The organism is Sphingobium sp. B2D3C, assembly GCF_025961835.1.
In the GTDB taxonomy this organism is placed as follows: Bacteria; Pseudomonadota; Alphaproteobacteria; order Sphingomonadales; family Sphingomonadaceae; genus Sphingobium.
This window is the reverse complement of the sequence record NZ_JAOQOK010000001.1, coordinates 2,242,606-2,269,220: the sequence shown is the minus strand read 5'-3', so window position 1 is coordinate 2,269,220 and position 26,615 is coordinate 2,242,606. Positions and strand designations below refer to the sequence as shown.

26 protein-coding genes are annotated in these 26,615 nt (G+C 65.8%); 18 read left to right on the top strand and 8 right to left on the bottom strand.

Annotation, left to right across the window (positions count from 1 at the left end):
- Positions 1 to 14: 14 nt before the first annotated feature.
- Together M2339_RS10595 and M2339_RS10590 are read right to left on the bottom strand one after the other, a co-directional pair.
- Positions 15 to 1,430 carry an AtzE family amidohydrolase gene (locus M2339_RS10595; RefSeq protein ID WP_264574546.1) on the bottom strand — a complete coding sequence of 472 codons (1,416 nt, stop codon included), beginning with the start codon at positions 1,428 to 1,430 and terminating at the stop codon, positions 15 to 17.
- Positions 1,427 to 1,639, bottom strand: a complete 213-nt coding sequence (locus tag M2339_RS10590; RefSeq protein ID WP_264572156.1) for a DUF4089 domain-containing protein — start codon at positions 1,637 to 1,639, stop codon at positions 1,427 to 1,429. The genes M2339_RS10595 and M2339_RS10590 overlap by 4 nt, the downstream gene beginning before the upstream one ends.
- 231 nt (positions 1,640 to 1,870) lie before the next feature.
- Here M2339_RS10590 and M2339_RS10585 point away from each other — a divergent pair, with 231 nt between their 5' ends.
- From M2339_RS10585 to M2339_RS10540, 10 genes are all read left to right on the top strand, one after another.
- Positions 1,871 to 3,481, top strand: coding sequence for a CocE/NonD family hydrolase (locus M2339_RS10585; protein ID WP_264606331.1), 1,611 nt, complete (start codon positions 1,871 to 1,873; stop codon positions 3,479 to 3,481).
- A complete protein-coding gene (locus tag M2339_RS10580; RefSeq protein ID WP_264586647.1) occupies positions 3,478 to 4,773 on the top strand; it encodes a cytosine deaminase in 1,296 nt (431 codons plus the stop codon). Before M2339_RS10585 ends, M2339_RS10580 begins: the two co-directional genes overlap by 4 nt.
- Positions 4,773 to 5,936 (top strand): acetylornithine deacetylase, encoded by a 1,164-nt coding sequence (argE, locus tag M2339_RS10575; protein ID WP_264586648.1) that lies wholly within the window; start codon positions 4,773 to 4,775, stop codon positions 5,934 to 5,936. The genes M2339_RS10580 and argE overlap by 1 nt, the downstream gene beginning before the upstream one ends.
- A gap of 180 nt (positions 5,937 to 6,116) precedes the next feature.
- Positions 6,117 to 6,986, top strand: coding sequence for a bifunctional 5,10-methylenetetrahydrofolate dehydrogenase/5,10-methenyltetrahydrofolate cyclohydrolase (locus tag M2339_RS10570; protein ID WP_264586649.1), 870 nt, complete (start codon positions 6,117 to 6,119; stop codon positions 6,984 to 6,986).
- A 104-nt stretch (positions 6,987 to 7,090) separates the two neighbouring features.
- Positions 7,091 to 7,798: a TetR family transcriptional regulator gene (locus M2339_RS10565; protein ID WP_264572161.1), complete on the top strand. Its 708-nt coding sequence runs from the start codon at positions 7,091 to 7,093 to the stop codon at positions 7,796 to 7,798.
- Positions 7,799 to 7,965: 167 nt separating this feature from the next.
- Complete coding sequence (locus tag M2339_RS10560) at positions 7,966 to 8,547, top strand: NAD(P)H-dependent oxidoreductase (RefSeq protein WP_264586650.1); 582 nt, start codon at positions 7,966 to 7,968, stop codon at positions 8,545 to 8,547.
- A gap of 2 nt (positions 8,548 to 8,549) precedes the next feature.
- Entirely contained in the window at positions 8,550 to 9,338 is a 789-nt protein-coding gene (locus M2339_RS10555; protein ID WP_264586651.1) for an ABC transporter ATP-binding protein, read from the top strand.
- On the top strand, positions 9,335 to 10,177 hold the full coding sequence (locus tag M2339_RS10550) for an ABC transporter permease (protein ID WP_264586652.1): 843 nt from the start codon (positions 9,335 to 9,337) through the stop codon (positions 10,175 to 10,177). Before M2339_RS10555 ends, M2339_RS10550 begins: the two co-directional genes overlap by 4 nt.
- Positions 10,174 to 11,337 carry a hypothetical protein gene (locus tag M2339_RS10545; RefSeq protein WP_264586653.1) on the top strand — a complete coding sequence of 388 codons (1,164 nt, stop codon included), beginning with the start codon at positions 10,174 to 10,176 and terminating at the stop codon, positions 11,335 to 11,337. Before M2339_RS10550 ends, M2339_RS10545 begins: the two co-directional genes overlap by 4 nt.
- Positions 11,337 to 12,188 (top strand): bifunctional 5,10-methylenetetrahydrofolate dehydrogenase/5,10-methenyltetrahydrofolate cyclohydrolase, encoded by an 852-nt coding sequence (locus M2339_RS10540; RefSeq protein WP_264586654.1) that lies wholly within the window; start codon positions 11,337 to 11,339, stop codon positions 12,186 to 12,188. The genes M2339_RS10545 and M2339_RS10540 overlap by 1 nt, the downstream gene beginning before the upstream one ends.
- Before the next feature lie 16 nt (positions 12,189 to 12,204).
- On the opposite strand, the gene M2339_RS10535 is transcribed toward M2339_RS10540, so the two are convergent.
- Both M2339_RS10535 and M2339_RS10530 read right to left on the bottom strand, forming a co-directional pair.
- The gene (locus M2339_RS10535; RefSeq protein ID WP_264586655.1) at positions 12,205 to 13,518 is read right to left on the bottom strand and encodes a Rieske 2Fe-2S domain-containing protein; all 1,314 of its coding nucleotides are present in this window, start codon (positions 13,516 to 13,518) and stop codon (positions 12,205 to 12,207) included.
- 15 nt (positions 13,519 to 13,533) lie between these two features.
- Entirely contained in the window at positions 13,534 to 14,889 is a 1,356-nt protein-coding gene (locus M2339_RS10530) for an FAD-binding oxidoreductase (protein ID WP_264586656.1), read from the bottom strand.
- A 222-nt stretch (positions 14,890 to 15,111) separates the two neighbouring features.
- Here M2339_RS10530 and M2339_RS10525 point away from each other — a divergent pair, with 222 nt between their 5' ends.
- Genes M2339_RS10525 through hpxZ form a run of 4 tightly spaced genes read left to right on the top strand, consistent with a single transcriptional unit; the run spans position 15,112 to position 17,508 of the window.
- Positions 15,112 to 15,900 carry a creatininase family protein gene (locus M2339_RS10525; RefSeq protein WP_264586657.1) on the top strand — a complete coding sequence of 263 codons (789 nt, stop codon included), beginning with the start codon at positions 15,112 to 15,114 and terminating at the stop codon, positions 15,898 to 15,900.
- Positions 15,897 to 16,325 carry a cupin domain-containing protein gene (locus M2339_RS10520; protein WP_264574559.1) on the top strand — a complete coding sequence of 143 codons (429 nt, stop codon included), beginning with the start codon at positions 15,897 to 15,899 and terminating at the stop codon, positions 16,323 to 16,325. Before M2339_RS10525 ends, M2339_RS10520 begins: the two co-directional genes overlap by 4 nt.
- On the top strand, positions 16,325 to 17,125 hold the full coding sequence (locus tag M2339_RS10515; protein ID WP_264574560.1) for a cysteine hydrolase family protein: 801 nt from the start codon (positions 16,325 to 16,327) through the stop codon (positions 17,123 to 17,125). Before M2339_RS10520 ends, M2339_RS10515 begins: the two co-directional genes overlap by 1 nt.
- Positions 17,125 to 17,508 (top strand): oxalurate catabolism protein HpxZ, encoded by a 384-nt coding sequence (hpxZ, locus tag M2339_RS10510; RefSeq protein ID WP_264574561.1) that lies wholly within the window; start codon positions 17,125 to 17,127, stop codon positions 17,506 to 17,508. The genes M2339_RS10515 and hpxZ overlap by 1 nt, the downstream gene beginning before the upstream one ends.
- A 25-nt stretch (positions 17,509 to 17,533) precedes the next feature.
- Here the strand turns inward: hpxZ and M2339_RS10505 are convergent, their stop codons facing one another.
- On the bottom strand, positions 17,534 to 19,111 hold the full coding sequence (locus M2339_RS10505; protein ID WP_264588318.1) for a gamma-glutamyltransferase family protein: 1,578 nt from the start codon (positions 19,109 to 19,111) through the stop codon (positions 17,534 to 17,536).
- 152 nt (positions 19,112 to 19,263) lie between these two features.
- Here M2339_RS10505 and M2339_RS10500 point away from each other — a divergent pair, with 152 nt between their 5' ends.
- Positions 19,264 to 20,595, top strand: coding sequence for an amidohydrolase (locus M2339_RS10500; protein ID WP_264606330.1), 1,332 nt, complete (start codon positions 19,264 to 19,266; stop codon positions 20,593 to 20,595).
- Between the two features lie 15 nt (positions 20,596 to 20,610).
- On the opposite strand, the gene dnaN is transcribed toward M2339_RS10500, so the two are convergent.
- Entirely contained in the window at positions 20,611 to 21,723 is a 1,113-nt protein-coding gene (gene dnaN / locus M2339_RS10495; protein ID WP_264586659.1) for a DNA polymerase III subunit beta, read from the bottom strand.
- Positions 21,724 to 21,895: 172 nt separating this feature from the next.
- Between dnaN and M2339_RS10490 the strand changes: the two genes are divergently transcribed.
- Both M2339_RS10490 and M2339_RS10485 read left to right on the top strand, forming a co-directional pair.
- On the top strand, positions 21,896 to 22,411 hold the full coding sequence (locus tag M2339_RS10490; protein WP_264586660.1) for a hypothetical protein: 516 nt from the start codon (positions 21,896 to 21,898) through the stop codon (positions 22,409 to 22,411).
- 86 nt (positions 22,412 to 22,497) lie between these two features.
- Positions 22,498 to 24,093, top strand: a complete 1,596-nt coding sequence (locus M2339_RS10485; protein ID WP_264586661.1) for a M28 family metallopeptidase — start codon at positions 22,498 to 22,500, stop codon at positions 24,091 to 24,093.
- Positions 24,094 to 24,104: 11 nt separating this feature from the next.
- Here the strand turns inward: M2339_RS10485 and M2339_RS10480 are convergent, their stop codons facing one another.
- Positions 24,105 to 24,377, bottom strand: coding sequence for a PepSY domain-containing protein (locus M2339_RS10480; protein WP_264586662.1), 273 nt, complete (start codon positions 24,375 to 24,377; stop codon positions 24,105 to 24,107).
- Positions 24,378 to 24,637: 260 nt separating this feature from the next.
- Here M2339_RS10480 and rlmN point away from each other — a divergent pair, with 260 nt between their 5' ends.
- On the top strand, positions 24,638 to 25,906 hold the full coding sequence (gene rlmN / locus M2339_RS10475) for a 23S rRNA (adenine(2503)-C(2))-methyltransferase RlmN (protein ID WP_264586663.1): 1,269 nt from the start codon (positions 24,638 to 24,640) through the stop codon (positions 25,904 to 25,906).
- Positions 25,907 to 25,915: 9 nt separating this feature from the next.
- Here rlmN and M2339_RS10470 read toward each other — a convergent pair whose 3' ends face one another.
- Complete coding sequence (locus M2339_RS10470; RefSeq protein ID WP_264586664.1) at positions 25,916 to 26,539, bottom strand: flavin reductase family protein; 624 nt, start codon at positions 26,537 to 26,539, stop codon at positions 25,916 to 25,918.
- Positions 26,540 to 26,615: the final 76 nt, after the last annotated feature.

Sequence of the window (26,615 nt, the reverse complement as noted above, 5' to 3'; positions counted from 1 at the left end):
CCAGGGCCCGAGCTTCAGGCGTTTTCCGACACCGGCGCGCAATCTGCCACGCTGGAGACGGCCACACCGGCTGCTTCAAGCCGCGCTGCGATCTGGAAAATCTTGGCCTCGGCCCAGGGCGCGGCGATGATCTGGACGCCCACCGGCATGGGGCCGCTGGTCATCACCGGCGCGGTCAGCACGGGCAGGCCGATATAGCTGATTGGCTGGGTGTAGATGCCGACATGCGCGCGGGCGAGCATCTCCTTGCCGCCCAGATTGAGGGTCTGCTGGCCGAGCTTGAGCGCGGCGCAGGGCGTGGCAGGCGCGAGCAGGACGTCATAGTGCGCGAAGGCCCGGCGCGCCGCCTCGCGAAACCGGTAGCGGAAGCGCTGGGCCTGCACGACGAGGGTAGAGGGGAGCAGGGCGCCGGCGAACAGGCGATCGCGCGTCGCCGGATCGAACTGGTCCGGGCGCTGGCGCAGGGCATCGATGTGCAGATTGCCGCCCTCGGCCGCCGTGATGACGAAGGCCGCATAGCGAGCGATCTCGGCTTCGGCGAGCTCGACATAGCGATCCGCGTTCAGGGCGTCGGCAACCTTGTCCACGGCTTCCAGCGCGACATCCTCGGCATTGCCCCGGAACCAGCCGCCCAGAACGCCGACGCGGAACGCATCGGTGTCTTCTCCGAGGCGGTCCAGAACCGGCTCAGGCGCTGCCGTCGAGCAAACGGGATCGCGTGGATCCGGCCCTTGCAGCACGTCATAGGCCAGCGCGAGGTCGGCCACGCTGCGGGTCATCGGCCCGATATGATCGAGGCTGGACACGAACGGGAAGGTGCCCGCACGCGACAGGCGGCCATAGGTCGGCTTGAGCCCGAACAGGCCGCAGAAGGAGGCGGGCACGCGGATCGACCCGTTGGTGTCCGATCCCATGCCGATATGCGCGAGGCCCGCTGCGACCGCTGCCGCAGCGCCACCCGATGAGCCCCCGGCGAGCCGCCCGAGATCGTGGGGATTGCGGGTCGGGCCGAAGAAATCATTCTCGGTCGTGAAGCCGTAGGCGAATTCATCCATGTTGGTCGATGCGACGATGATCGCGCCGGCCTCGCGCAGCAGCCTTACGGCGGTCGCGTCTTCGCTGGCGGGCGGGGCCTCGCGGCGCATCTTGGCGCCGGCCAGCGTGACCTCGCCGGCAATGTCGAACAGGTTTTTCACCACCACCGGCACGCCCGACATGGGGCCGCCCGGCTCACCCCGCGCAATCGCGGCATCGAGCGCCGCTGCCGCAGCCAGGGCCGACTCGGAAAAGACAGCCGTGCAGCTGTTGATCAGCGGATCGAGCCGTTCGATCCGCGCCAGCATGTCGCGCACCACATCGGATGCGCTGAACGTCCCGGCATTCACTCCGGCGGCGATCTGCGCCGCGCCCATCGCTGCAAAATCGCTCATGGCCGGAACACCGGTGCGGCTTCCAGCGCGGGATCAAGCTCGAGGGCCAGCAACGGGGCACTCTGGACGAGGATGAGGTGAAGATTGTTAATGACGCCCTCGCGATATTCGGCGGGCACCGGCAAGCCGATGATTTCCGGCGCGGCCGCCACATAAACGGCCACCCCGTCCCGATCGCTGATCTGGTTTTGCTTTTGCGTATTCGTCATTTGATCCTTGTCCGGACGACCGGCGGGCTGAAATCTTTGGAAATCAGATGTTTCCTGATGCCGGTCGGCGCCGGCAGAATCTTTTATGCATAATTTGCTCACTTAGGCAATTGTGCAGTTGCTGCATCGCGATTAGCCTTTGGGTTAAGACAGGCGCGGCGCTGCACCGCGCCGGACCGGAATGCTGGATCGAAAATGATGATGGACACGCGCCCCCCTGAACTCCTCTCCATGACGACGCGTGACGGCGTGCGGCTGGATGCGGACGTGTATCGGCCCGCGCCGGCGGGCGATCACCCCGTGCTGCTGATGCGCCAGCCCTATGGGCGGCGGATCGCGACGACGGTCTGCTTCGCGCATCCGGCCTGGTATGCGGCGCAGGGCTATATCGTCGTGATTCAGGACGTGCGGGGCCGAGGGACATCTGAGGGCGTGTTCGCACTGTTCGAGCAGGAGGCCGCGGACGGCGAGGATGCGATCAACTGGGCGGCGGGGCTGGCCGGATCGACCGGCGCGGTCGGCATGTACGGCTTCTCCTATCAGGGCGTGACCCAGCTCCTCGCTGCGGCGACGCTGCCGCCTGCGCTCCGGGCCATCGCCCCGACGATGGTTGGCTGGGATTTGCGGCAGGACTGGGCCTATGAGAACGATGCCTTCTGCCTCGCCGCCAATATTGGCTGGGCAGTGCAGCTTGCGGCGCAGAACGCCAAGCATGCCGGGGATGCCGACGCCTTTGCCGATCTGGCGCAGGCCGCACGGGCGCTGGCCTTGGGGCATGGCAATCATGCGCGGCCCGACATTCTGCATCGCCATGCCCGTCATGTGCCATTCTACCGCGACTGGCTCGACCGGGATTTTGCGGACCCTTATTGGGCGCGCATTTCCCCCTCTGCCCATGCAGACCGGCTGACCCAGAGCGGGCCGCCGGCGCTGTTCGTGACCGGCTGGTACGACACCCATCTCCCCGGCACCGTCGCGGCCTATCGGGCCTATGAGCAAGCGGGACGTGCCGACTCTGCGCTGGTCGTGGGGCCGTGGACGCATTTCCCCTGGGGGCGCCGGCTTGGCGGCAAGGACTTTGGCGAGGCGGCCATTGGAGAGATCGACCAGTTGCAACGGGCATGGTTCGACCAGCACCTCAAGGGGGAGGGGGAAGCGATTACGCCCGCCCGCGCCGTGCGGCTGTTCGACATGGGTCGCAAGGTCTGGCGGGATTTTCCGGCATGGCCCGGCGGTCAGCAATGCTGGCAGATCGGCACCGCCGGTCGCGCGGCGCTGGACGAGCGGGACGGCGTTCTGGCGCCGGGCTGCGAGCCGCAGGCACCGGCGGATTATCTGGTGCACGATCCCTGGCGCGCCGTGCCGACCACGGGCGGGGCCTTCGGCGCGGTGCCGGGACCGGTTGACCGCACCGATGTGGATGCCCGGCCCGATGTGCTCACCTACACCAGCCCGCCGATGGCGGCGCCCGTGACGCTGGCGGGCGAGACGGTCGCTGCGCTGGAGGTGACAGCGGATTGCCCGAGTTTCGACCTGAGCTGCATCCTCACCATCGTTGATGAAGCCGGGCGCAGCCATCACCTGACGGAAGGCTATGCCCATTTCGCGGTCGCATCCGACGGCTCTGCCACTGTGCGCTTGCGCCCGACATGCGCGACGATCCCCGCGGGCGCCCGTGTGCGGCTGGCCGTTTCGGCAGCGTCTTTCCCCGCCTATCCCATCAATCCCGGCACCGGCACGCGGCCGGTGGATGCCGGCGTTGAGGAAGCGGGCGTGATTACGCTGCGTCTGAACCTGGCGGAAAGCCGGCTGGTGTTGCCGGTGCTGGAGGAAGTGCCATGACGCCTCAGGATCGGCTTCCGCAGAATCTCGCGCCGGGCGAGCCCTTCGTCCTGCGCGGGGTGCATGTGCCCGCCACCTTCACGGCCTTCGAGGGTGGCGCGGAGATCGTCACGGCGGACATCGGCATCGAGCAGGGGCGCATCGCCTTTGTTGCGCCCTCGCTCCCCGAGACGCCGAGCGCTTGGCGTGACATCCGCCTGGATCGCATGATGGTCTGGCCCTGTTTCGTGGAAGCGCACACGCATCTCGACAGCACGCAGATCTGGGCGCGCTCCCCCAATCCCGATGGCACGTTCGGCTCTGCGGCCAGCGCGATCATCGCCGACCGCGAAACCCACTGGACGCCGGATGACATGCGCTGGCGCATGGATTTCGGCCTGCGCTGTGCCTACGCCCATGGCGTGCGGGCGATGCGCACCCACCTTGCATCCCAGAACGAGCAGATCGAGCAGCGCTGGGAGATTTTTTCGGAGGTGCGCGCAGCCTGGGCCGGGCGGATCGACCTGCAGGCCGTGCCGCTGATTTCCACCGATGTGCTGGCGGACGATGTCTGGTTCGCGCGGGTGCTCGATGTCGTGCGCCGTCATGGCGGCGTGCTGGGCGGCTTCGCGCATGTCTCGCCGCTGGTCGATGCCAGCCTTGAGCGGCTGTTCGACGCGGCGGACAAATACGGCCTCGCGCTGGACTTCCACGCCGACGAGACGGACGACGCCAGCTCGGACATCGTGCGCCGGGTCGCAACGCTCGCCGACCGGCGGGGCGGGGGGATGCAGGTGATGGTCGGCCATTGCTGCAGCCTCGCCATGCAGGACGAGGCACAGGTGGACCGGACGCTGGACCTGATGGCGCGCGCCGGGCTTTCCGTGGTCAGCCTGCCGGGTTGCAACCTCTATCTGCAGGCGCGGTCGCCGGGTCGCACACCGCGCTGGCGGGGCGTCACCCTGCTGCACGAGATGGCCCGGCGCGACATTCCCATCTGCATCGGCGGCGACAATTGCCGTGATCCCTATAATCCCTATGGCGACTTCAATCCGCTCGAATCCTTTCAGGATGCGGTGCGGATCGCGCATCTCGATCATCCGGTGGGGGACTGGCCGCGCAGCGTCACCACCACGCCCGGTGCGCTGGTCTCGCAGGCGCAGGCGATTGTCACAGGTGCGCCCGCCGATCTCGTTCTCTACCGGGCGAAGAGCTATAATGAGCTGTTCGTGCGCCACGGTGCGGGCCGTTTGGTTATGCGCGACGGTATCTTCATTGATGCCCCCCTCCCTGACTTTAGCGAGCTGGACTGATGCTGGATCACGCTCTCGACATTCTGGAAACGCTGGTCGCGTTCGACACGACCTCCAGCAAGTCCAATCGCGCCCTCATCGATTGGGTCGCCACCCGGCTCGCCGAGCGAAACATACCCTATTGGCTGGTGGAAGACGCCGATGGCGGCAAGGCCAATCTGCTCGCGCGGATCGGGCCGGATGTGCCGGGCGGGATCGTTCTGAGCGGGCATAGCGATGTGGTGCCGGTCGATGGCCAGCCATGGACCAGCGATCCCTGGACGGTGACCCGCAGGGACGACCGGCTCTACGGGCGCGGCGTGGCGGACATGAAGGGCTTCATCGCGCTGGTGCTCGCGCTGATCGACACGCCTGCGGTGCAATCCTTGCAACGCCCGCTGATCCTCGCGATCACTTATGATGAGGAGGTCGGCTGCCTCGGCGCGCCGCATCTGCTCGATCGAATGGCCGCTTTCGTGCCCGCGCCCGCCCTGGCGATCATCGGGGAGCCGACCAGCATGAAGGTGTTGTCGGTCCATAAGGGGATGCGGGTGTTCGACGTCACGGTGACCGGGCGGGAAGCGCACAGCAGCCAGCGCGATCAGGGCGTCTCCGCGATTGCCGCCGCCGTCGAACTGATGAGCCTGATCGGCGAGATGAATGCGCAGGCGCAGGACGCGATCCGGGCCGACGATCCATGCAGCCCGCCGGGTACGACGCTTTCGGTCGGCATCGTCAATGGCGGCACGGCGGCGAACATCCTCGCGCGCCAGTGCACCTTCCGCTGGGATCTGCGCTCGCCCAACGAGGCCGAAGCGGACGGCTATGAAGCGCGCTTTCGGGCCGCGGCGCAGGCGTTGGATGCCCGCATTCGCGCGCGTGCGCCGGAGGGCGGGGTTGTGATCACGCCACTGGCCAGCGCGCCGCCGCTGGAGCTGGATCGGGACAGCGCCGCTGAATCCTTCGTGCGGTCGTTGACCGGCGATAATGGGCTGAGCGGCGCGGCCTTTGTGGCGGAGGCGGGGCTTTATCAGAAGATCGGCATTCCGGCGGTGCTGTGTGGGCCAGGCTCCATCCTCCAGGCCCACCAGCCGGACGAGTGGATCGAGATCGACCAGCTGCGCGCCGGTGCGGACTTCCTGATGCGTCTTGCGGACCGCTTGTCGAGCGAGACCAACGGTTAACGAACCTGCCCCGGCTTATTTGCAAAACATGCTTACTTATGTAAGGGTTCGTGCCGTGCAGAGCCCTCTGCGCGTCCGGCGGTCGCATCGATCCAGCCGGAAGAAGCCGATGATGTGCAGGTGGATCGTGAGACGCCGAACCCTTAACCGCTCCGGGCCCGCGCCAAGGACCACCACGCGATGACGCGGATTGTCGATGGCCACGCTGCTGCCCGGCGCCTGCTGGCGCAAACGGCGCAAGATTCGGCCCTTGCCCAAGCAAGCCTGGGTCGCGCTCCGCGTCTCGCGCTGCTCATGATGGGGGAGGCGGCGCCTGCGCGTGCTTATGCCGCGCGCATCGAGGAGTTTGCCGGGCTGGCCGAGGTCGACACCATGATCGTCTCCGGCCCTGCCGATGGCTCATTGGCGCAGATGCAGGCGCTGGTGCGCCAGTTGAACGCCGATGAATCGATCGATGGTATTCTGCCGCTCACACCCTTCCCGTCCGGCATCGCGATGGCGGACATCGCTGCAATTCTCTCGAGCCAGAAGGACGTCGATGGCTTGACTCCGCTTAACGCCGGCCAGCTAGCGGCGGGGCTGGAGGGCCTGTTCCCCTGCACGCCACAAGCCGCGGTGCTGCTCGCGGAGGAGGTGCTGGGCGACCTGCGCGGGCTCAATGCCACCGTGGTCGGCGCCTCGGCCAGCGTCGGGCGCCCGCTCGCGCAGTTGCTGCTCCAGCGCGGCGTGACCGTGACGATCGCGCATATCGATACGCGCGATCTGGTGGCAGCCTGCCAGACGGCGGACGTGCTGTTCGCCGCGGCCGGCCGGGCGGAGCTGATCGGCGCGCGCCATGTGCGGGCAGGTGCCACGGTCATCGATATCGGCATCAATCTCGTGACGCAGGCAGATGGCAGCCGGCGCATTCTGGGCGATGTCGATCTTGCCGCCGTCGACGGGGTTGCAGCCGTGATCTCGGCCGTTCCCGATGGTGTCGGCCCGCTGACGACGGCATTCCTGCTGGCGAATACCGTGCTGGCAGCGCAAAGGCGGCACGCAGGGGCTTGAGGGCCGGGCCGCGATAGGGTCAACAAGGGGCCGGCGTGGGCCGGGTCATATGAAGAGGATGGGACGTGGCGAGACAACCGAGCGTAAGAGGACCGAAAGCAGCGGTGCGGAAGACTGTCGGCGCGCGTGCCGCCAGGACGCAGGTCGCTGAACCGGCCGACGATGCGAAGGGTCTGCGTCGCACGCGGGATGCGGCTGGCACGCGCAAGAAGATTCTGGAAGCCGCCATCGAGGAGTTCGCCGAGCGCGGGCTGAGCGGCGCGCGCATCGATTCGATCGCGCAGCGCTCCGGCGCCAACATGCGGATGATCTACCATTATTACGGCAACAAGGAGCAGCTTTACGTCTTCGTGCTCGATCATGTGTATGAGGACATCCGCAAGAAGGAAGCGGCGCTGAATCTCGCCAACCTCGAACCGTATGAGGCGATGATGAAGCTGTTCAACTTCACCTATTCGCACTTTGCGGCCAACCCGCATGTCATCTCATTGTGGACCGGGGAAAATCTGCAGCAGGGGGCCTATCTCTCCACCTCGATGCGCGCGCCGACGCTGAGTTCGCCGCTGATGGACGCCATCAAGGAGACGCTCGCGCGGGGCGTGGAGCAGAAGGTGTTCCGCGAGGATATCGATCCGCTGCAACTCTATGTGTCGATGGTTGCGCTGTCTTACTTCCACTTGTCCAATGTCTACACGCTCTCGGCGATCTTCAGCGCCAACCTGCACAGTGAGCGCTGGAAATCGGAGCGCCGGCGCCACGCCCAGGAGATGCTGAGCGCCTACCTCCTGTCCAGCGCCAAGCCGGACGCATGAGGACGACGCGGGAGACTCATCGGCGCTACCGGTGTATTTTCCGTCTTAGCGCTGCCGCACGTCTCGGCGGCCTTAACGGATAAGTTTTTGAAAAACAGTGCTAAAAAATAGAGGGGCGGCCAAGCGTCAGTCTTGTCTTAGTAAGCAGTTTATGTATAACTATCGGCATGAAAGTTCATGTTATATATGCCTATCCGCTGAAGACGGGCCTCGCGGTCGACATTCACAACACGGTTGTCTCCAGCCTGATCGAGGCGGGGCACGAGGTCGATGATCTGGATCTCTATGCGGAGAATTTCGATCCGATCCTCAATGAGGAAGACCGGACGATCTATCATGACGTCGCGATCAACCAGCGCCGCATCAAGCCCTATGTCGACCGGCTGCAGGCGGCGGATGCGGTGGTGCTCTGCCATCCGGTCTGGAATTTCGGCTGGCCGGCGATGCTCAAGGGCTATTTCGATCGGGTGTTCCTGCCCGATGTCTCGTTCAAGATGGTGGACGGCAAGCTGACGCCGGGCCTCGCAAACATCCGCAAGCTGACCAGCGTGACGACCTATGGCGTGGACCGGCTCCGGGCGCTCTACCTGTTCGATCCGCCGCGCTCGAATGCCACGCGCTTCCTGCGCGTTGTGTGCAACAAGAAGGTGAAGGTGGATTATCTCGCCCTCTATGGGATCAATAACATGACGGAAGCGCGCGCGGCCAAGTTCCTGGCGAAGGTCCGCAAAGAAATGCTGGCTTTCTGATCATGGGCGATCGCCGCGTTGACCCGAATCAGGGCGCGGCCGACGCCGCCGCGCCGATCGTTTCCTTCCAGGACGTCTCGCTGACGTTCGGGACAGGCGTCGAGGCCCTGCGGGGCATTAATCTCGATATCCGCCCCGGCGAGTTCATCAGCATTTTGGGGCCCTCGGGCTGCGGCAAGTCCACCTTGCTGCGCATCGCCGCCGGGCTGATCGACTATACCGACGGCGCGCTCCACGCCGATCGCTCCCACATCGCCTTCACCTTCCAGGATGCGACGCTGCTGCCCTGGCGCACGGTGCGCCGCAACGTCGAGCTTCTGCTCGAATTGCGCGGCGTCGGGCGGGAGGAGCGGCGCCGGGTGGCGCAGGAGAAGATCGCGCTGGTCGGTCTGAGCGGCTTTGAGGAGCAATATCCCAAGCATCTCTCCGGCGGCATGAAGATGCGCGTGTCGCTGGCCCGCGCCCTGACCCTCGATCCCACGCTGTTCATGTTCGACGAGCCCTTCGGCGCGCTGGACGAGATCACGCGCGAGCGGCTCAACGATGAAGTGCAGACCCTGCAGTTGCGTCAGCAATTCGCGGCGATGTTCGTGACGCACTCCGTGTCGGAGGCGGTGTTCATGTCGTCCCGCGTCATCGTCATGTCTGCGCGACCGGGCCGCATTGTCGGCACCTACGACATCCCGTTCCCGTTTCCGCGCGATGATGCGGTGCGCTTCTCGCCGCAATTCGCGGAACTGTGCGGCACGCTCTCGGCGGCGCTGCGGGATGCATCGGGAAGTGAGGAATGACCAAAGCGACTTATTTTCCGCCCCGCGCCGCTCGCACCAAGGCCAGTCCTGCTGCTCGCTGGGTCGCGCGACTGCTGCCTCCGCTGCTGCTCGGCCTCGTGCTTGCGGCCTGCTACGCTTATGCGCGCGCCGGTCTTGAGGAGTATCGCCAGTTCCTGATGCCCGGCCCCAGCGAGATCTGGGAAGGCGCCTTTGCTTCAGCCGCCGTCCGCGCGGAACTGCTGCGTGCCGCCGGCGTGACGGCGCAGATCGCGCTCACGGGTCTGGCCGTGTCGATTCCGGGCGGCATGCTGCTCGGCGTCCTCATGTTCCGCTCCTTCTGGATCGAGCGGGCCGTCGCGCCTTATCTGGTTGTGCTGCAGTCGATCCCGGTGCTGGCGATCATCCCGCTTATCCAGTCGCTGCTCGGCTTCGGCTTCCTGCCCAAGGTGCTGATCGTCGCCCTGTTTACCTTCTTCGCCATTCCCACGACTTTGCTGCTCGGCCTCAAGAGCCTCGACAAGGGCATTGGGGAGCTGTTCCGGCTGGAAGGAGCAGGCTGGGGCACGACGTTGCTCAAGGCGGGCATCCCGTCCGCGCTGCCGTCGCTCTTTGCCGGCATTCGGATTGCGGCGAGCCTCGCGGTGATCGGCGCCATCGTCTCCGAGCTGTTCTTCGTCTCGGGCGATGGCGGGCTGGGCCAGATGCTGGTCAACTCGAAGATCGATTTTCTCTACGAGCAGATGTACGCGGCGCTGATCGTCTCAGCGGTGATGTCGATCGGCGTCTATCTGTTCTTCGGCTGGCTTGGCGACCGGCTCTTCTCTCACTGGCACGATTCGGCCGGGGCGAAGGGATGATGCGGCGGGCACGTCATGCCGTGTTGGCCGCGCTGGCCTTGCTCGGCGCGGGCGCGCAGGCTGCGCCGGTCGCGCCGGGCGCCTTCGCCCGGGAGCATTACCGCACACCGTTGGCCAGGGTCTGCCCCAATCCGGTCGTCGTGCAGCTCGACTGGTTGCCGCAGGCCGAGCATGGCGGGCTGTTCCAGCTGATTGGCGGCGGGGGCAAGATGAGCCAGGGGCGCTACCAAGGCCCGCTCGGCGCGACCGGGATCGACCTGCTGATCCTGGTGGGCGGCAAGGGCATCGGCCTTGGCGATGCCGAGACGCCGTTTTCCGCGCTCTACATGGGCAATAGCCGCGCGGGCCTGCGTCCGCATCTGGCGCTGGTCGATCAGGATAATGCCTTCATCTTCTCGCGCCGCTTCCCGGCTACGGGCGTGGTGGCGATGCTCGACAAATCGCCCATGGGCTTGTTCTGGGATCGCGCGACCTATCCGCGCGGCTTCCGCTCGGTAGCGGACCTGCGGGCGTACGCACGGTCGGGGAAAGGCAAGATCTACCTCTCTACAACCCGGCGCACATTCGGGCGCTATCTCATCAATAACGGCCTGCCCAAGGATGCGGTGCAGGAGGGCTATAATGGCGACGCCGAAACCTTCGTCCTGAATCGCGGGCGCTGGCTCAATCAGGGCAGCATCACCAGCGAGGGCTATCAGTTCGCCCATGGCAAGCGCTGGAACAAGCCGGTCGATTTTCTGCTGCTCTCGGACATGGGCTATCCGCTTTATCCCGGTATGGTCTCGGTCGCGACAAACCGGCTCAACGAGCTGGCCCCGTGCCTCAAGGGGCTGGTGCCGCTGCTGCAACGCGCACAGGTGGATTATATCCGCGCGCCGGGCGAGGTGAACGACCTGATCTACCGGTTCAACGAGGGTGGCTTCGCGGCGCCCTGGTGGAAGACCTCGCGTGAGTTGCTGGCAGCGGCCTCTGCCGTTTCGCTCTCGCGCGGCATTGTCGGCAACGGGCCAAACAAGACTTTGGGCGATTTCGACATGACCCGCAGCAATGTGCTCCTCTCACGGCTCAAGCCCTATCTCGACATCCGCGCCAAGCCGAATGTGAAGCCGCAGGATGTGGTGACCAACCGCTTCATCGATCCTTCGGTCGGCCTGCGCTGATGCCTATGATTCTCGATGGCGATGCCACTGCGGCAGCATGGCGCGCGCGGATCAAGGCGCGGGCGGACGAGAGCGCGTTCGTGCGGGCGGGGCACCGTCCCTGCCTCGTCACGGTTCTCGTGGGCGATGATGAGGCAAGCCGGGCCTATGTCTCGCGCAAGCATCAGGATTGCGAGGCGCTTGGCTTTTCCTCCCGCCAGATCGATCTCCCCGCCAGCATCTCGGAGGCCGATCTGCTGGCGCTGATCGACATCCTCAACCGCGACGCCGCCTGTCATGGGCTGATCGTGCAACTGCCGCTCCCTGCGCACATCGATGCCGGCGCGGTGATCGAGGCGATCAGCCCGGACAAGGATGTGGACGGGCTCCACCCCCTCAATCTGGGGCGGATGCTGTCCGGTCAGCCGGCGTTGCGGCCCTGCACGCCGAGCGCGATCCTCGCTCTGCTGCGTGAGTATGATGTGCCGCTGGCCGGGCGCCGCGTCGCGATCATCGGGCGCGGGCTGCTGGTCGGTCGGCCGCTCGCGGCGATGCTGGCTGACAGGGATGTCGATGCGGTCGTCACCGTGCTTCATCGCGGCATGGCGGATATGACGCCTATGCTGCGCGAGAGCGACGTGATCATCGCCGCAGCCGGCCAGCCCGATCTTGTGCGTGCCGACATGGTGCGACCCGGCGCCTGCGTCGTCGGCGTCGGGATTACCTATGTCGACGGGCAGATGGTGTCGGACATTGCCGAGGATGTGGCGCAGGTGGCCGGCTGGGTGACGCCGCGCCACGGCTCGGTGGGGCCGATGACCCGCACCATGCTGATGCGCAATCTGCTGGACGCGGCGCTCAGCCTGAACTGAGCGCCATACCCGTCTTTCAATTATCCCGCGTCGGGCCGATGGCCGCGGCGAGCTGGGCCTGATATTCTTCCATCCAGTCCGCATCGACGGGCGCATTATAGGCGCCACCGCGCGCGCCGTTGACGATCTCGGGATCGTCCACGCCGGGGGGCACCGTGCCGGCATCCTGCAGCGCGCGGGCTGCCTTGATGATGCGCTTGCGGGTCTGCATGATCATCAGATCGCTGGTGACGAGATGCTCGTTCGAGCGGTCCACGATGTCGCCCATGCTCTCGGTGATATACTGGTCCTGCAGGGTGATGCCGGTCACGCCGGTGAAGCTCACCTCATTCTGCGCGGTGCGATCCACCTCATAGTCATTCTCGGCATTCTGGGCGAGCTTCCAGCGGCCGAACCAGTCGCTGCTGTTGGGCAGGAAATTGTGGCGGAATTCCAGACCCGCGATGGTGTTGCCATCCACCGTGGTGCGCAGCGGCTGGGTGCGCTTCACCCAGGCGAAGTTGATCACCATGGTATGGGTATCGTCCATCGGCACCCAGGCATTGGCGGTGACGTTGTCGGAGAAGGTGCCATCCGGGAACAGCGCCCAGAAAGGGAAGATATACTGGCAGATGCGCCAGTAGAGGCCCTCGCCATCGGCAGAGGGGCGATAGGCGCCGGCCATCGTGCCCCAGTCGGTATCCGTCACCTTGAAGTCGGGCGCGCGCTTGGTCACCGCGACGCTGTGCATGTTGGTCGCATCGACTTCGTCGTCGGCCACGCTGCCGACATGCAGGAAGCCGAAGTGGCTGGTGTCGATGTCACCTTCCAGCGCCTGCAGCCAGTTGCACTCGCGCTGGGTGAGCGTCACGCGCAGTTCGGCATCCGGCAGCATCGTGGCTTCGATGCAGGGGAGGGGCGGCGGCGTTTCGCGCTCGCCCATATACACCCACACCACGCCAGCGCGCTCAGCGGTGCGATACACCTTGGCATGGACGCGCGGCTGGAACTTGGCGGCGTCGGCTTCGGAGACGTTCGGCATATCCAGGCACTTGCCGTTCACGTCGAACTTCCAGCCATGGTACACGCAGCGAATGCCGCCCTTTTCGTTCCGCCCGAAGAAGAGCGAGGCGCAGCGATGCGGGCAGCGATGGTCCATCACGCCGACCCGGCCCTCGCTATCGCGGAAAGCGAGCAGCTTCTCTCCGAGCAGCATCAGGCGCAGCGGCGCGCCGTCCGCAGCGATCTCCGATGAGGCGCAGGCCGGAATCCAATATTGGCGCATGACGGTGCCCATCGGTGTGCCGGGGCCAACGCGCGTCATCAGTTCATTATTCGCAACCGAAACCATGCAACCTTCCTTCTTTCAGATGTCCGCGAGCGCGTCTTGATTGTCCCAGGCCAGCATCTTGCCGGGGTTGAGCAGGCCCTTGGGGTCGACTTCCCGCTTGAAGGCCAACTGGACGTGGTTGACCTGCTTCATGCCGCCTTCCTCGATGGTGTAGACATGCGGGTTGAACTGACGGCAGCCGCGCTGCTCATGATAGGCCATGATCTCGTTCAGTCGCTCCTCGGTGGTGAAGCGCACCATCTGGATGGCTGAGCAGCTTATGGCCGGGCCGCTGCGGGTAAATTCGAGGTGAAACATCACCTCCTCGCCGAAATGGCGCTGGAGTTCGTCGGCCAGTTCCACGCAATTTTGGGCCGGCAGCAGCGTTTGCAAATAGGTCAGCGTCGGGTCGACCTTGAGCGCCTGCAGCGTCGTGTGATTCCAGCACAGCTCGTAGAGCGGCACGCGCTTGCCCGTGGCAGGCGCGGTGCGGCTATCGTGCGCGATGCGTCCGCCATGAGCGGCGACGAGCGTCTCGAACCCTTCCCAGGACTGGCTGGCGACCATCACCAGCGCGCAGGCTTCATCGGCGCGCACATAGTGCGCGATGGGGCGCAGATAGGTGTGGGCGATCGGCGGGGCCATCACCCCGCACTGCTTCTTCACCAGGCCCGGACTTTCGGCGAACGCCTTGCCGAAGCGGGCGGCGCTCAGCAGATCGTCGAACGTGACGACCGCATCGATCCACCATTGCGCATTGGCGAGCGGCAATTCCAGCTCGGTGATGATGCCGGTCACGCCATAGCTGTGGTTGAACTTGGCAATGTCCGCGCCGCGCAGTTCGAGCACGCGCGGCTCGGCTTCCAGCGTCACGAGCCGGGCGCCGAGGATGTTGCCGGTCTCCCGCAACATCCCCCAGTTGATCGAGCCGACGCCGCCGGACCCGCCGGCAATGAACCCGCCGACGGTCGCGACGGTGCGGGTGGAAGGGTGCAGGCGCATTTCATAGCCATGCTCGGCCAGTTCCTGATCGAGCGTGATGAGGCGCTTGCCGGCCTGCACGCGGCACACGCCGTCCTTCACCCAGAGGAGCTGGTCCATCGCGCGCATGTCGAGCAGCGCGCCGCCCCGGATCGGCATGGCCTGGCCGTAATTGCCGGTGCCGCCGCCGCGCACCGTCAACGGCACGTCATGGGCGTAGCAGGCCGCCGCGATTTCCAGAATGTCGGCTTCGGAATGCGCTTCCAGCAGCACGTCGCCGGTTACGTCGGCGAGCTGGCGCTTGAGGATGGGGCTGTACCAGTAATAGTCGCGGCTCATCCGGCGCACCGCTGCGGCATCGGTGATGACCTTCGGCCCCTTCAGTGCGTCGATCAGACCATTCAAGTTCATAGGCTTCGATTCCGTTTCAATCCTGCGCGGCGCCGGGGCGGATCGCGATCATCCTTGCGCTCGGTCGAGCAGTAGTTATACATAAACTGCTTACTAAGAGAAGAGGGGAATCTGGGATTTGCGCGTGCGGGTCGTAGATTGGGTCGCCGAAATAGGGCAGAAACACAGCGGCGGGCGCGGTTGCGTCCGGCAACGTTCCTGCTGTTTTGAGGAATAAAGGCAATGCTTGAATATTGGCAGGATATGACGACCCGCGACTTCCAGTCGGTGGATGCCGCGCGCGATATTGCCCTTATGCCGGTCGCTGCTATCGAGCAGCACGGGCCGCATCTGCCGGTCTCTGTCGATGCCGATATCAATGCGGGTGTCGTCGCGGCAGCAGCGCGTCACTTGGCGGACGGCGTGCGCGTCGTCGCGCTGCCGATGCTCGCCATCGGCAAGAGCAATGAGCATATGGCCTTCCCCGGGACGCTGACCGTCGGGACTGAGACGCTGCTGCGCTACTGGATCGATATCGCCGAGTCCGTCCTGCGCGCCGGTTTCCGCAAGATCGTGGTGCTGAACTCGCACGGTGGCCAGCCCCAGCTTGTCGAGATTCTGGTGCGCGAGCTGCGGGTGCGTCACGGCGCTCTCGCCGTCTCCGCGAGCACCTATGGCTTTGGCGTGCCGGAGGGCCTTTTCAGCGAGGATGAGCTGCATCACGGCATTCATGCTGGCGCGGTGGAAAGCTCGATGATGCTCCACCTGCGCCCCGAGCAGGTGAAGCGCGATCTGCTGGCGGATTTTCCCTCGACCGGCCCGGCCATTGCACGCGATTATGATGAGCTTCGGCTCGAAGGCGCGGTGGGCATTGGCTGGATGACGCAGGATATCAATCCGGACGGGGCAATCGGCAATGCCAGCCTCGCCAATGCCGATCACGGCGCCCAATGTCTCGACCATGCCGGGCGCGGCCTCGCGCGCCTGCTTGCCGATGTCAGCCGCTACCCCTTGCCGGAGTCCCGCGCATGAATCCCGCCGTCTATCTCTCCCGTGCGACCGAACTGCAGGCGTTCCGCATCGCGCCGACCGACACCAACTATTTCGTGATCCTCCATGACAAGGCCGTGCCCGGCTTCGAACATGTGTGCGTGGTCGAGATTTTCGAGCCCGGCGGCAAGACCCCGCCGAACAGCCACAAGGCCGCCTTCGAGTTCTTCTACGTGCTGGAAGGGGAAGGGCGGGCGACCTGCGATGGAGCCAGCGTGTCGCTCAGCCGGGGCAGCGCCATGCTGCTGCCGCCCGGCGGCCTGCATGTCATCGAGAATACCGGGCCGGGCAAACTCTACACGCTCACTGTCATGACACCCGATGAAGGCTTCTCCGACCTCATCCGCTCTGGCGTGCCGGTCGATCTCGATGCCAGCGATATCGCTCTTCTCTCAGGAGACGCATGATGCCGGACCAGACAGCCTCCTATCATCGCCTCGGCAGCTCGCCGCGCCGCGCGTGGCAGGTGAATGCGCAGGAGGCCATTCTCGCGCAGGGCGACCAGCCGCGCCGCGTTGTCGCCTGCGAAGCCGCGCCGCAGAATCTGCAGATCGATCTGGCGCGCACGGCGATTGTCGTGGTGGATATGCAGAACGACTTCTGCCATCCCGATGGCTGGCTGGCCTCGATTGGCGTGGATATTTCCGCCGCGCGCTCGCCCATCGCGCCGTTGCAGGCGCTGCTGCCGCGTCTGCGCGCAGAGGACGTGCCCGTCATCTGGCTCAATTGGGGCAACCGGCCGGACCGGATGAACCTCAGCCCCTCGGTCCTCCATGTCTACAAGCCGGATGGCACCGGCACCGGCCTTGGCGATCCGCTGGCGAACGGGGCGCCGGTTCTGGAAGAAGGGAGCTGGGCGGCGGCCGTGGTCGACGAACTGCCGATCGCCCCGCAGGACGTGTGCGTCTCCAAATATCGCATGTCCGGCTTTTGGGACACGCCGCTGGACAGCATCCTGCGCAATCTGCGGGTCGATACGGTGCTGTTTGCGGGCGTGAACAGCGACCAGTGCGTGCTGGCGACGCTGATCGACGCGAATTGCCTGGGCTATGACTGCGTGCTGCTCACCGATTGCGCGGCGACCACCTCGCCGGCCTTCTGCGCCGAGGCGACGCTCTACAATGTGAAACAATGCTTTGGTTTCGTGACCGATTCGGCGGCCCTCGTCGCCGGCATGGACGCGGCGAGCGGGCAGGCGCGCGCGTGATGGAGATCAACAAGCCCGCCGTCCTCGCGGAGGTGACCGCGCTTGTGGATGCATACGAACGCGCGCTGGGAGACAATGACATCGCCATGCTGGATGGCATGTTCTGGCAGTCGGACCGCGCGGTGCGTTATGGGGTTGGCGAATGCCTGTACGGGATCGAGGAGATCCTCGCCTTCCGCAAGGCGCGAGCGGGCGGCTCGCCGCCTCGGACCATCCGGCGCATGGAGATCACCACCTTCGGCGATGATTTCGCGACCGCCAATGTCGAGTTCCAGCGGATCGGCGGCGAGGTCATCGGCCGCCAGAGCCAGAGCTGGGCGCGGCTGTCGGAGGGATGGCGCATCGTCTCCGCCCATGTCTCGCTGCAGGGAAGCGGCCACTGACGGCACGCCCCCGCGCGGACTGACTTCAGAAGCCCGCCGCCTTGCCGTCGCTGCGCGGATCGCTCGCGCCTTCCAGCTGCCCATCGGCATGGCGGACGATGGCGCCGGCATGGCCCATCATCGCCGTCATCGGTGCGACCAGCTCCACCTCATGCCCCGCCGCGCGAAGCTGCGCATAAAGCGCCGGGTCGAAGCGATCCTCCAGCTTGAGTGATGTGCTCTCTTCCCCCCATGTCCGGCCGAGCAGCCAGCGCGGGGCGGAGATCGCCTGCTGCAAGGGCACGCCGAAACGGGCGTAGCGGCTGAACAAAGCGGCCTGCGTCTGCGGCTGGCCTTCGCCACCCATGGTGCCATAGGCCATCACCCGGCCGTCATCGAAATGCGCCAGCGCGGGATTCAAGGTGTGGAACGGCTTGCGGCCGGGCTTGAGGGCATTCCACCCCTCGTCTGCAAGACGGAAAGAGCAGCCGCGATTCTGCCATGTGATGCCGCTCTGCGGCAGCACGAGGCCAGAGCCGAACTCGAAATAGGTGCTCTGGATGCAGCTCACCACCTGCCCGCGGGCATCGGCGGCGGCGAACCAGCAGGTATCTCCGAGGGCCGAGGGGCGCGGCCAGGGCATGGCGCGCGCCGGATCGATCGCCTGCGCCATCCGGTCCAGTTCCGCCGCGTCATCGAGCAGCGCCTTCGGGTCGATCTCCATGAAGGCCGGATCGCCGACATGTGCATCGCGGACGAGGAAGGCCTGCTTGGTTGCCTCCACCAGTCCGTGCAAATGCGCGAAGCTTTCGGCCTGTTCTGCTGGCAGGCGGTCGAACAGCGCCAGGATCAGCAGCGACGCGAGGCCCTGAGTCGGCGGGGCGGTGTTGTAGAGCATGGCGTCGCGCAGCCGCACGGAGAGTGGGGCAGGCGAGGTCGCGCGGTGGGCCGCCAAATCCTGCGCCGTCACCGGACTGCCGAGCCGGGTGAGATCGTCGGCGATTCGCTCGGCCAGCGCGCCGCGATAGAAGCTGTCCAGCCCGTCCTTGGCCAGCATCCTCAGCGTTTCGGCCAGTTGCGGCTGGCGCAGCGTGTCGCCCTCGCGGAGCGGGCGGCCCTCCGGCTCGAAGATCGTGCGATAGGCGCCCGGCACGCATGTCAGCTCGTCCGATTTGCTCGCGGCCAGTTCGGCGCCGCCGGCGGTCACCGCCACGCCCTGTTCGGCATGGGCAATGGCGTCCGCGAGCAGGCGATGCAGGGGGAAGGGAGAGGCCAGCGAGGACCGCGCCAGATCCCATCCGGAGACCGTGCCCGCCACGGTATTGGCGGCGAGCGGCCCGCGCCAGGGAATGGCCGACAGGCCGGCATAGGCATCGCCTAGCGCCCGAGGACTGCGCCCGCAGGCGTCGATGGCCCAAACCCGGCCGTCTGGCTCGTGGATCAGCCAGAAACCGTCCCCGCCGATACCCGTCATGTGCGGATAGACCGCGGCGAGGCAGGCGGCGGTGGCAATCGCCGCCTCGATGGCCGTGCCGCCATCCCGCAGGATGGACAGGCCGGCTTCGCTGGCCAAATGATGGGGCGCGGTGACCATTCCGTGGCTGCCTTGGGCACTGTCTTGCATGGTCATGGTCCTTTCCGCTCAGCGCATCCCGTACACTGCGGATGCACTAGTATGCATCTTCTGCATAACTTTCAACTTCACCTCGTCCAGACCCATGTCTATGCTCCGGCCCGGTTCGTGCCACCCAGCCTCCTGCTTTCCGGAGAGATGCCATGCTCAAATCCCCTCTCGCGTTCCTCCTCGCCCTGTCGGCGCTGGCCAGTCCGGCCATGGCCGCGACCGTGGATGCGCGGGCGACCGGTGCTATCGAGCAATCCATCAAGCAGAGCACGCCGGATCTGATCGCGCTCTACCGCGATCTGCACGCCAATCCCGAGCTAAGCCTGGCGGAAACCCGCACGGCCGCGCGGCTGGCGCTGGAAATGCGCAAGCTGGGGCTGGAGGTCTCCGAGAAGGTCGGCGGGACCGGCGTCGTCGCCGTGCTGCGCAATGGCGAGGGGCCGGTGGTGCTGATCCGTGCGGACATGGATGCCCTGCCGATGAAGGAGCTGAGCCAGTCGCCCTTCGCGAGCACCCGTGAGGCGCCGTATCAAGGCAAGACCACGTTCGTCGCGCATAGCTGCGGCCATGATCTGCACATGGCCTGGTGGGTCGGCACGGCGAAAGCCATGCTCGCCATGCGGGACCAGTGGCGCGGGACGATGCTGTTCGTCGCGCAGCCGGGCGAGGAAAGCGGGCAGGGCGCGCGCAAGATGGTCAAGGACGGTCTGTTCACGCGCTTCTCCAAGCCCGATTACGGCTTTGCGGCCCATGTCGGCAATGATCCCGTCGGGCGGATCGTGGTCAAGCAGGGTGCCTTTACCAGCAATTCGGACACCATCCGGATCACTTTCAAGGGCAAGGGCGGTCACGGCTCGATGCCGAGCCGCACCATCGATCCCATCGTGATGGGCGCGCGCTTCGTCATGGATGTGCAAACCGTGGTCAGCCGGCAGAAGGATCCGTTTGAGTTCGGGGTCGTGACGGTCGGCTCGTTCCAGGCGGGCACGGCGGCCAATATCATCCCGGACACGGCATCGCTGGCCCTGACGCTGCGCTCCTTCTCGCCGGAGGTGCGCGAGCAGCTGGTCGAGGGCGTGAAGCGCACGGCACTCTCCGTCGCGACCATGTCGCAGGCGCCCGAACCGGTGATCGATCACAGCAGGGGCGCGGCATCAGTCATCAATGACGATGATCTCGCTGCAAAAACCGCAGCTGCCCTGCGCACGGCGGGGTGGGACGACATTGCGCTGATCGCGGCCAGTGCGCCGGGCGGTTCGGCCAGCGAGGACTATTCCGAACTGGTGTCAGCCAGCGGCATGCGCTCGGTCTATCTGGGTGTCGGCGGCTATCTGCCGTCGGTCATCGCGGATTATGCCAAGCGCGGCGAGCCGCTCCCGACAAACCACTCGCCCTACTTCCTGCCGGACGCCGAAAGCGCCATCCCAACGGCCATACGCAGCCTGTCGGTCGCGGCCCTCTCGGTGCTGGCCAATCCCAAATAAGCCTGGTGCGCGGGATCAGACCCGCATCGGCATGAGCACGTAAAGCGCCGGCGCCTTCTCATTCTCGCGGATGAGCGTCGGCGCGGCGGCGTCGGCGAGGTGGACTTCAACCGAGTCGCCCTCGACCTGTCCGAGAATGTCGAGCAGATAGCGGGCGTTGAAGCCGATCTCGATGGGCGCGGCGCTGTAGTCGCCGGGCACTTCCTCGGCGGCAGTGCCGTTTTCCGGGCTGGTGACGGAGAGGGTGATCTTGTCCTTCTCCAGCGCCATCTTCACGGCGCGGGTCTTCTCGGTGGCGATGGTCGCGACGCGGTCCACGCCTTCCTCGAAGCTGCGCGGATCGATCTTGAGCAGCTTGTCGTTGCCGGTCGGGATCACGCGGCTGTAATCCGGGAAGGTGCCGTCGATCAGCTTGCTGGTCAGCACCGCATTGCCAAGGTCGAAGCGGATCTTGGTGGGCGAGAGGTCGATGCGCACGCTGCCATCCACTTCGTCGAGCAGCTTGCGCAGTTCGGCGATGCATTTGCGCGGAATGATGATGTCCGGCATGCCCTCGGCGCCATCGGGGCGCACGACCGTCACGCGGGCGAGGCGGTGGCCGTCGGTCGCGGCGGCCTTCAGCACCGGGGCGGCGTCTTCCGCGACGTGCAGGAAGATGCCGTTCAGATAATAGCGCGTCTCCTCGGTGGAGATCGCAAAGCGCGTCTTGTCGATGATCTGGATGAGCGAGGCGGCCGGCAGCTCGAAGCTGGTGGGCAGCGCGCCTTCCGCGATGATCGGGAAGTCGTCGCGCGGCAGCGTCTGCAGGTTGAAGCGGGCCCGCCCGGCCTGCACCAGCATTTTGCCCTCGGCAGCTTCCAGGCGGACCTGGCTGCCCTCGGGCAGCTTGCGCGCGATGTCGAACAGCGTGTGGGCCGAGACCGTGGTGGCGCCCGGCGTTTCCACCTGCGCCTGCACATTCTCGACGATCTGCAGATCGAGATCGGTGGCCATCAGCTTGATGGCGCCGTCGCCGGTCGCGTCGATCAGCACGTTCGAGAGAATTGGGATCGTGTTGCGCCGCTCCACGACCGACTGGACATGGCCGAGGCTCTTCAGGAGCGTCGCACGTTCGATGGTGGCCTTCATCCCTCTGGTGTCCGTTTCTTATCCGGTTGATGGAGTCGGAGCGAAGGAGTCCGCTCTTGGAGCCTCATTCCTTATCGAAATTGCCGCATGGGGCAAGTCGCCCCGAGAAAAAAGCGCGCGTCCACCCGGCGCCGTCTTGTGTTCGCGGGCGCGTTACGCTTTGTCCGGCGGCATGACGCTCACCTGCCCTGTCCGCGCGCTCGCTCTGCTGCTGATCGGCGCCGCGCTTGCCGCGGCCGGCAACGCGCGGGCGCGGGACGTGCTCGGCGTGTTCGAGGGCTGGGGCGCGTTCCGGGATCCGAACGCCCAGCGCTGCTTTGCCATGGCCCAGCCGATGGCCGGGGGCTGGGAAGCATCGCCCTGGCGCCCGTTCGCCGCCATTGGCTACTGGCCTCGCGCCGGGCTGCGCGGGCAGGTGAATATTCGCCTCAGCCATCAACTGGCCAAGGATACGCACGCGGTTCTGTCCCTCGGCGGCAAGCAGTTCGCGCTGGTTGGGTCCGAGGCGGATGTCTGGGCGGCGGACCCAGCAAGCGATGCGGCAATCATCGCCGCGATGCGCACCAACCGGACGATGAGTATATCCGGGCGGGCGCGGGCCGGCGGGCGCTTTACCGATCGCTATGCCCTGAGCGGTGCCGCCACCGCGATCGATGCGGCGGCGCTGGGCTGCGCGCGGCGACGTTAAGCGCTGCTTTCCCGGTCCCGCCACGCGTTGACAGCGCTCTTGTTGCATTGCAGCATGCGGCGCATCGTCCGGGGAGACCATGCTTCATGTTCTATCGCCACGCCCTAGGGGCAGTCATTGGCTGCCTGATCGCCACGCCACTGGCTGCGCAACTGCCCGAACCATCGCCTGACCGGATCAATGCCTGGTGGGGCCATGTCGAGGAACTTGCCAGCGACGCCAATGAAGGGCGCGGAGCCGGCACGCCGGGCTATGATCGCGCGGCTGATTATGTCGTCGAGGCCTTTCGCAAGCTTGGGGCGCGGGCTGCGGGAACGGACGGTTATTTTCAGCGTGTCGATCTGGTCGAGCAGCGTTTCGATCAGCCGGCGAGCACGGCGGTGCTCAAGCGCGCGTCGGGCGATGTGGCTCTGGCGACCCCGCAGGATCTGTTCTTCCGTGGCAACACGCCCATGCCGGCCAGCATCGACGCGCCGCTCGTCTTTGCCGGCTATGGCCTCTCCATAGCTGAGGCCGGTCACGACGATTTCGCGGGGATCGACGTCAAGGGCAAGGTGGTGGTCGTGCTGTCCGGCGGCCCGGCCGACATTTCGGGCGCGCTGAAGTCCGATGCGCGCTCGGCGCGCGCGAAGCTGCTCGCTGAGCGTGGCGCCCTCGGCATGATTGCGCTCACCACCCCCAAACAGGTCGAGATCCGATGGGAGCGGCAGGTCGGCAATGCGAGCCTCTCCTCCATGTTTCTGGCCGATCCGGCCCTGCGCGATGTCTCGGTGCCCTTCATGATGGCGACCCTCTCGCCGGAAAAGGCCGGCTTGCTGTTCGAGGGCACGGGGCAGAGCTTCGAGGCGCTGTCCGCCCTGTCGGACGCATCGGCGCCGCTGCCTGTCTTCGATCTGCCGGGCCGTTTTGCCGCGACGATCCAGGCGACCCAAAAGCCGCTCAGCAGCAACAACATCATCGCGGTCCTGCCCGGATCGGACCCGGCACTGGCCTCGGAATATGTCGTCCTCTCGGCGCATCTGGACGGCTATGGCATCGGAACACCGGTCAATGGCGATGCCATCTATAACGGGGCGTTCGATAATGCCGTCGGCGTCGCCAGCATGATCGAGGCGGCCAGGGCATTGGCGGCGGCGCCCCGGAAGACCCGCCGCTCAATCCTGTTCGCCATCATCACCGCAGAAGAGAAGGGCCTGCTCGGCTCGCGCTATTTCGCCAATCGTCCGACGGTGCCGGCCGGCTCGATCGTGGCGAACATCAATCTGGATATGCCGCTGCCGATCTTTCCGCTGACCAGCATCACGCCCATCGGCTATGAGGAGAGCACGCTCGGAGCTCATGCGCAGGCGGTGAGCGAGGCGATGGGCCTACCCATCGTCCCGGACCCAAAGCCGGATCGCAACGTGTTCATCCGGTCGGATCAATATAGCTTCATAAAGCAGGGCATCCCGGCGCTCTTCCCCAAATATGGTTTCAAGCTCGGGACGCCGGAAGAGGCGGTGGAGGCCGCGTGGCGCGCGAATATCTACCATTCTCCCCAGGATGATCTTCTGCAGCCGGTGATGAAGGCCGAGGGCGTGAAGCTGACCGACTATGTCATCGCGCTCACCCAGCGCGTCGCCAATGCGCCGGAGCGTCCGCGCTGGCTGCACAGCAGCTATTTCAAGCGCTTTGCGAACTAGTCAGCCCGCCGTCAGTCTCGTTCGCGGCGGACGATCGCGTAGGTTTTCGGGGCGAGATGGAGATCCCACTGCTGGCCCTGCGCATCGCGCGCGTCATCGACCTCCCAGCGGTTGTCGTCGATGTCGAACTCGATCTCGTCCCAGCTTTTAAAGCCCGCGTCGTGTAGCACAGCCGTGATGGCCTTCGCCTCCTCCGCGGTCGGGGCACGGTCCGCGGCGAGGGCGGGCGTCGCGCAGGCGAGCGAGGCCAGGGCGGCGAGGGGGAGCGGGAACGCGAACTTCATGGATCAATCCTCCGATAGGCGCCGAAGGATTCCACGGGAATGGCATATGTGGAATGATGTGCCTCGGGCGCGATGGGGCGTCCGACATCACGCTTGTGAGCAAGCGCCAGAGGGGCCCGGACGACCAAAGCGTAACGGCTCCTCGCTCGCCGGGTTCCCGCAACGACGGGAGATCCGGTTTCGCATGGGGATGCTCTGCCGGGATCGGCGTTGGTCAACGCCACTGGCGCAAGCTCCAACATGCGATTATATGCGCCCCCATGCCCCACACTGCGACGCCCCTCATGCCGATCCCCGGCCATGTCGATCCTGTGCCGGTCCCCCGCGCGATCACGCCGCGCGAGGACGGGCGGGTCGATCTCGTTGGTCTCTCCCGCGCCCAGATCAAGGCTGAGCTGAGTGCGGCCGGTCTCGATGAGAAGCAGGCGAAGCTGCGCGCCAAGCAGCTCTTCCACTGGCTCTATCATCGCGGTGAGACCGATTTCGAGCGGATGACCGATCTGGCCAAGCCGATGCGGGGCTGGATGGCCGAGCGCTTCATCGTCGGGCGGCCCAATGTGGTGGAAGCGCAGATCAGCTCGGACGGCACGCGCAAATGGCTGCTGCGTTCCGACGACGCGCAGGATTATGAAATGGTCTTCATCCCCGATGCGGACCGGGGGACGCTGTGCGTGTCCAGTCAGGTCGGCTGCACGCTCAATTGTCGCTTCTGCCACACCGGCACGATGCGTCTGGTGCGCAATCTGACGCCGGGCGAGATCGTCGGGCAGGTGATGCTCGCGCGCGATGCCTTGGGCGAGTGGCCAAAGGGCAGCATGGCCGGCTTCGGCGAGGTCGAAGAGGAAGAAGACGACGACGCGCCGCAGTACAGCCCGGACGGGCGCCTGCTCACCAACATCGTGATGATGGGCATGGGCGAGCCGCTCTATAATTTCGAGCATGTGCGCGATGCGCTCAAGGTGGTGATGGATGGCGACGGGCTGGCGCTCTCCAAGCGCCGCATCACGCTCTCCACCAGCGGCGTGGTGCCGATGATGGCGCGCGCTGGCGAGGAAATCGGCGTCAATTTGGCCGTGTCGCTTCATGCCGTCACCAAGGAGGTGCGCGACGAGATCGTGCCGCTCAACCGCAAGTTCGGGCTGGAAGAGCTGCTCCAGGCCTGTGCCGACTATCCCGGTGCCAATAATGCCCGTCGCATCACGTTCGAATATGTGATGCTCAAGGACAAGAATGACAGCGATGAGGATGCGCGCGAACTGGTCCGTCTGCTCCGCCAATATCGTCTGCCGGCCAAGGTGAACCTCATTCCCTTCAACCCGTGGCCCGGCGCGCCTTACGAATGCTCCACCCCGGAGCGGATCAGGCGCTTCTCCGACATCGTGTTCGAGGCGGGCATTTCCGCCCCGGTGCGCACGCCGCGCGGTCGCGACATCATGGCGGCATGTGGCCAGCTCAAGTCCGCCAGCGAAAAGAAGAGCCGCGCCGAGCTGGATCGGCTCGCGGCCGAGAAGCAGGCTGCGCTCGGCTGAGCCGAGCGTTCAGCCGGGGCGCTTCATCAGGAACTGTGTGTCGGGCCGGATCTCATAATAGTCGGCCGGACCTCCGCCCCGCGCCACCGGCACCGCATCGGTGGTGCGATAGATGCCCTCATGCAGGCAGGCCGGATCGATGTGGATGTGGACCACTTCGCCAAACACCATGACATTACCGCTTTGCGCGCCGGAAAGGCCACGCAGCGGCATGATGTCTGTCACCCGGCATTCGAACTGCACCGGACTGGCCGCCACCCGCGGTGCCGCGATCTCCACCGAGGCGAGCGGTTCAAGCCCAGCGAGCGCGAATTCGTCGACATCCGGCGCGACCTCTGCGGATGTGGCGTTCATCGCCTCAGCCAGGGAGCGGCCGACCAGGTTCCAGGTGAAGACGCCGGTCGCGCGGGCGTTGGTCAGGCTGTCCTTCACGCCACTGGATGAGAAGCCGATGATCGGCGGGCTGTAGGCGAAAAGATTGAAGAAGCTGTAGGGCGCGAGATTGGGCACGCCGGTCGCGCTGACCGTCCCGATCCACCCAATCGGCCTCGGCGCGACGATGGCGTTCAGCGGATTGTGCGCCAGCCCATGACCATCGGCCGGGCGGTAGCTGTGGAAGCTGGGGGTGGTCATGATCGTCTCATCTCCGACGGGCCGAGGCAGCGGAATAGCAGATGGACCGGTCAGGGAAAGCGCCCGCTCTTCGTGA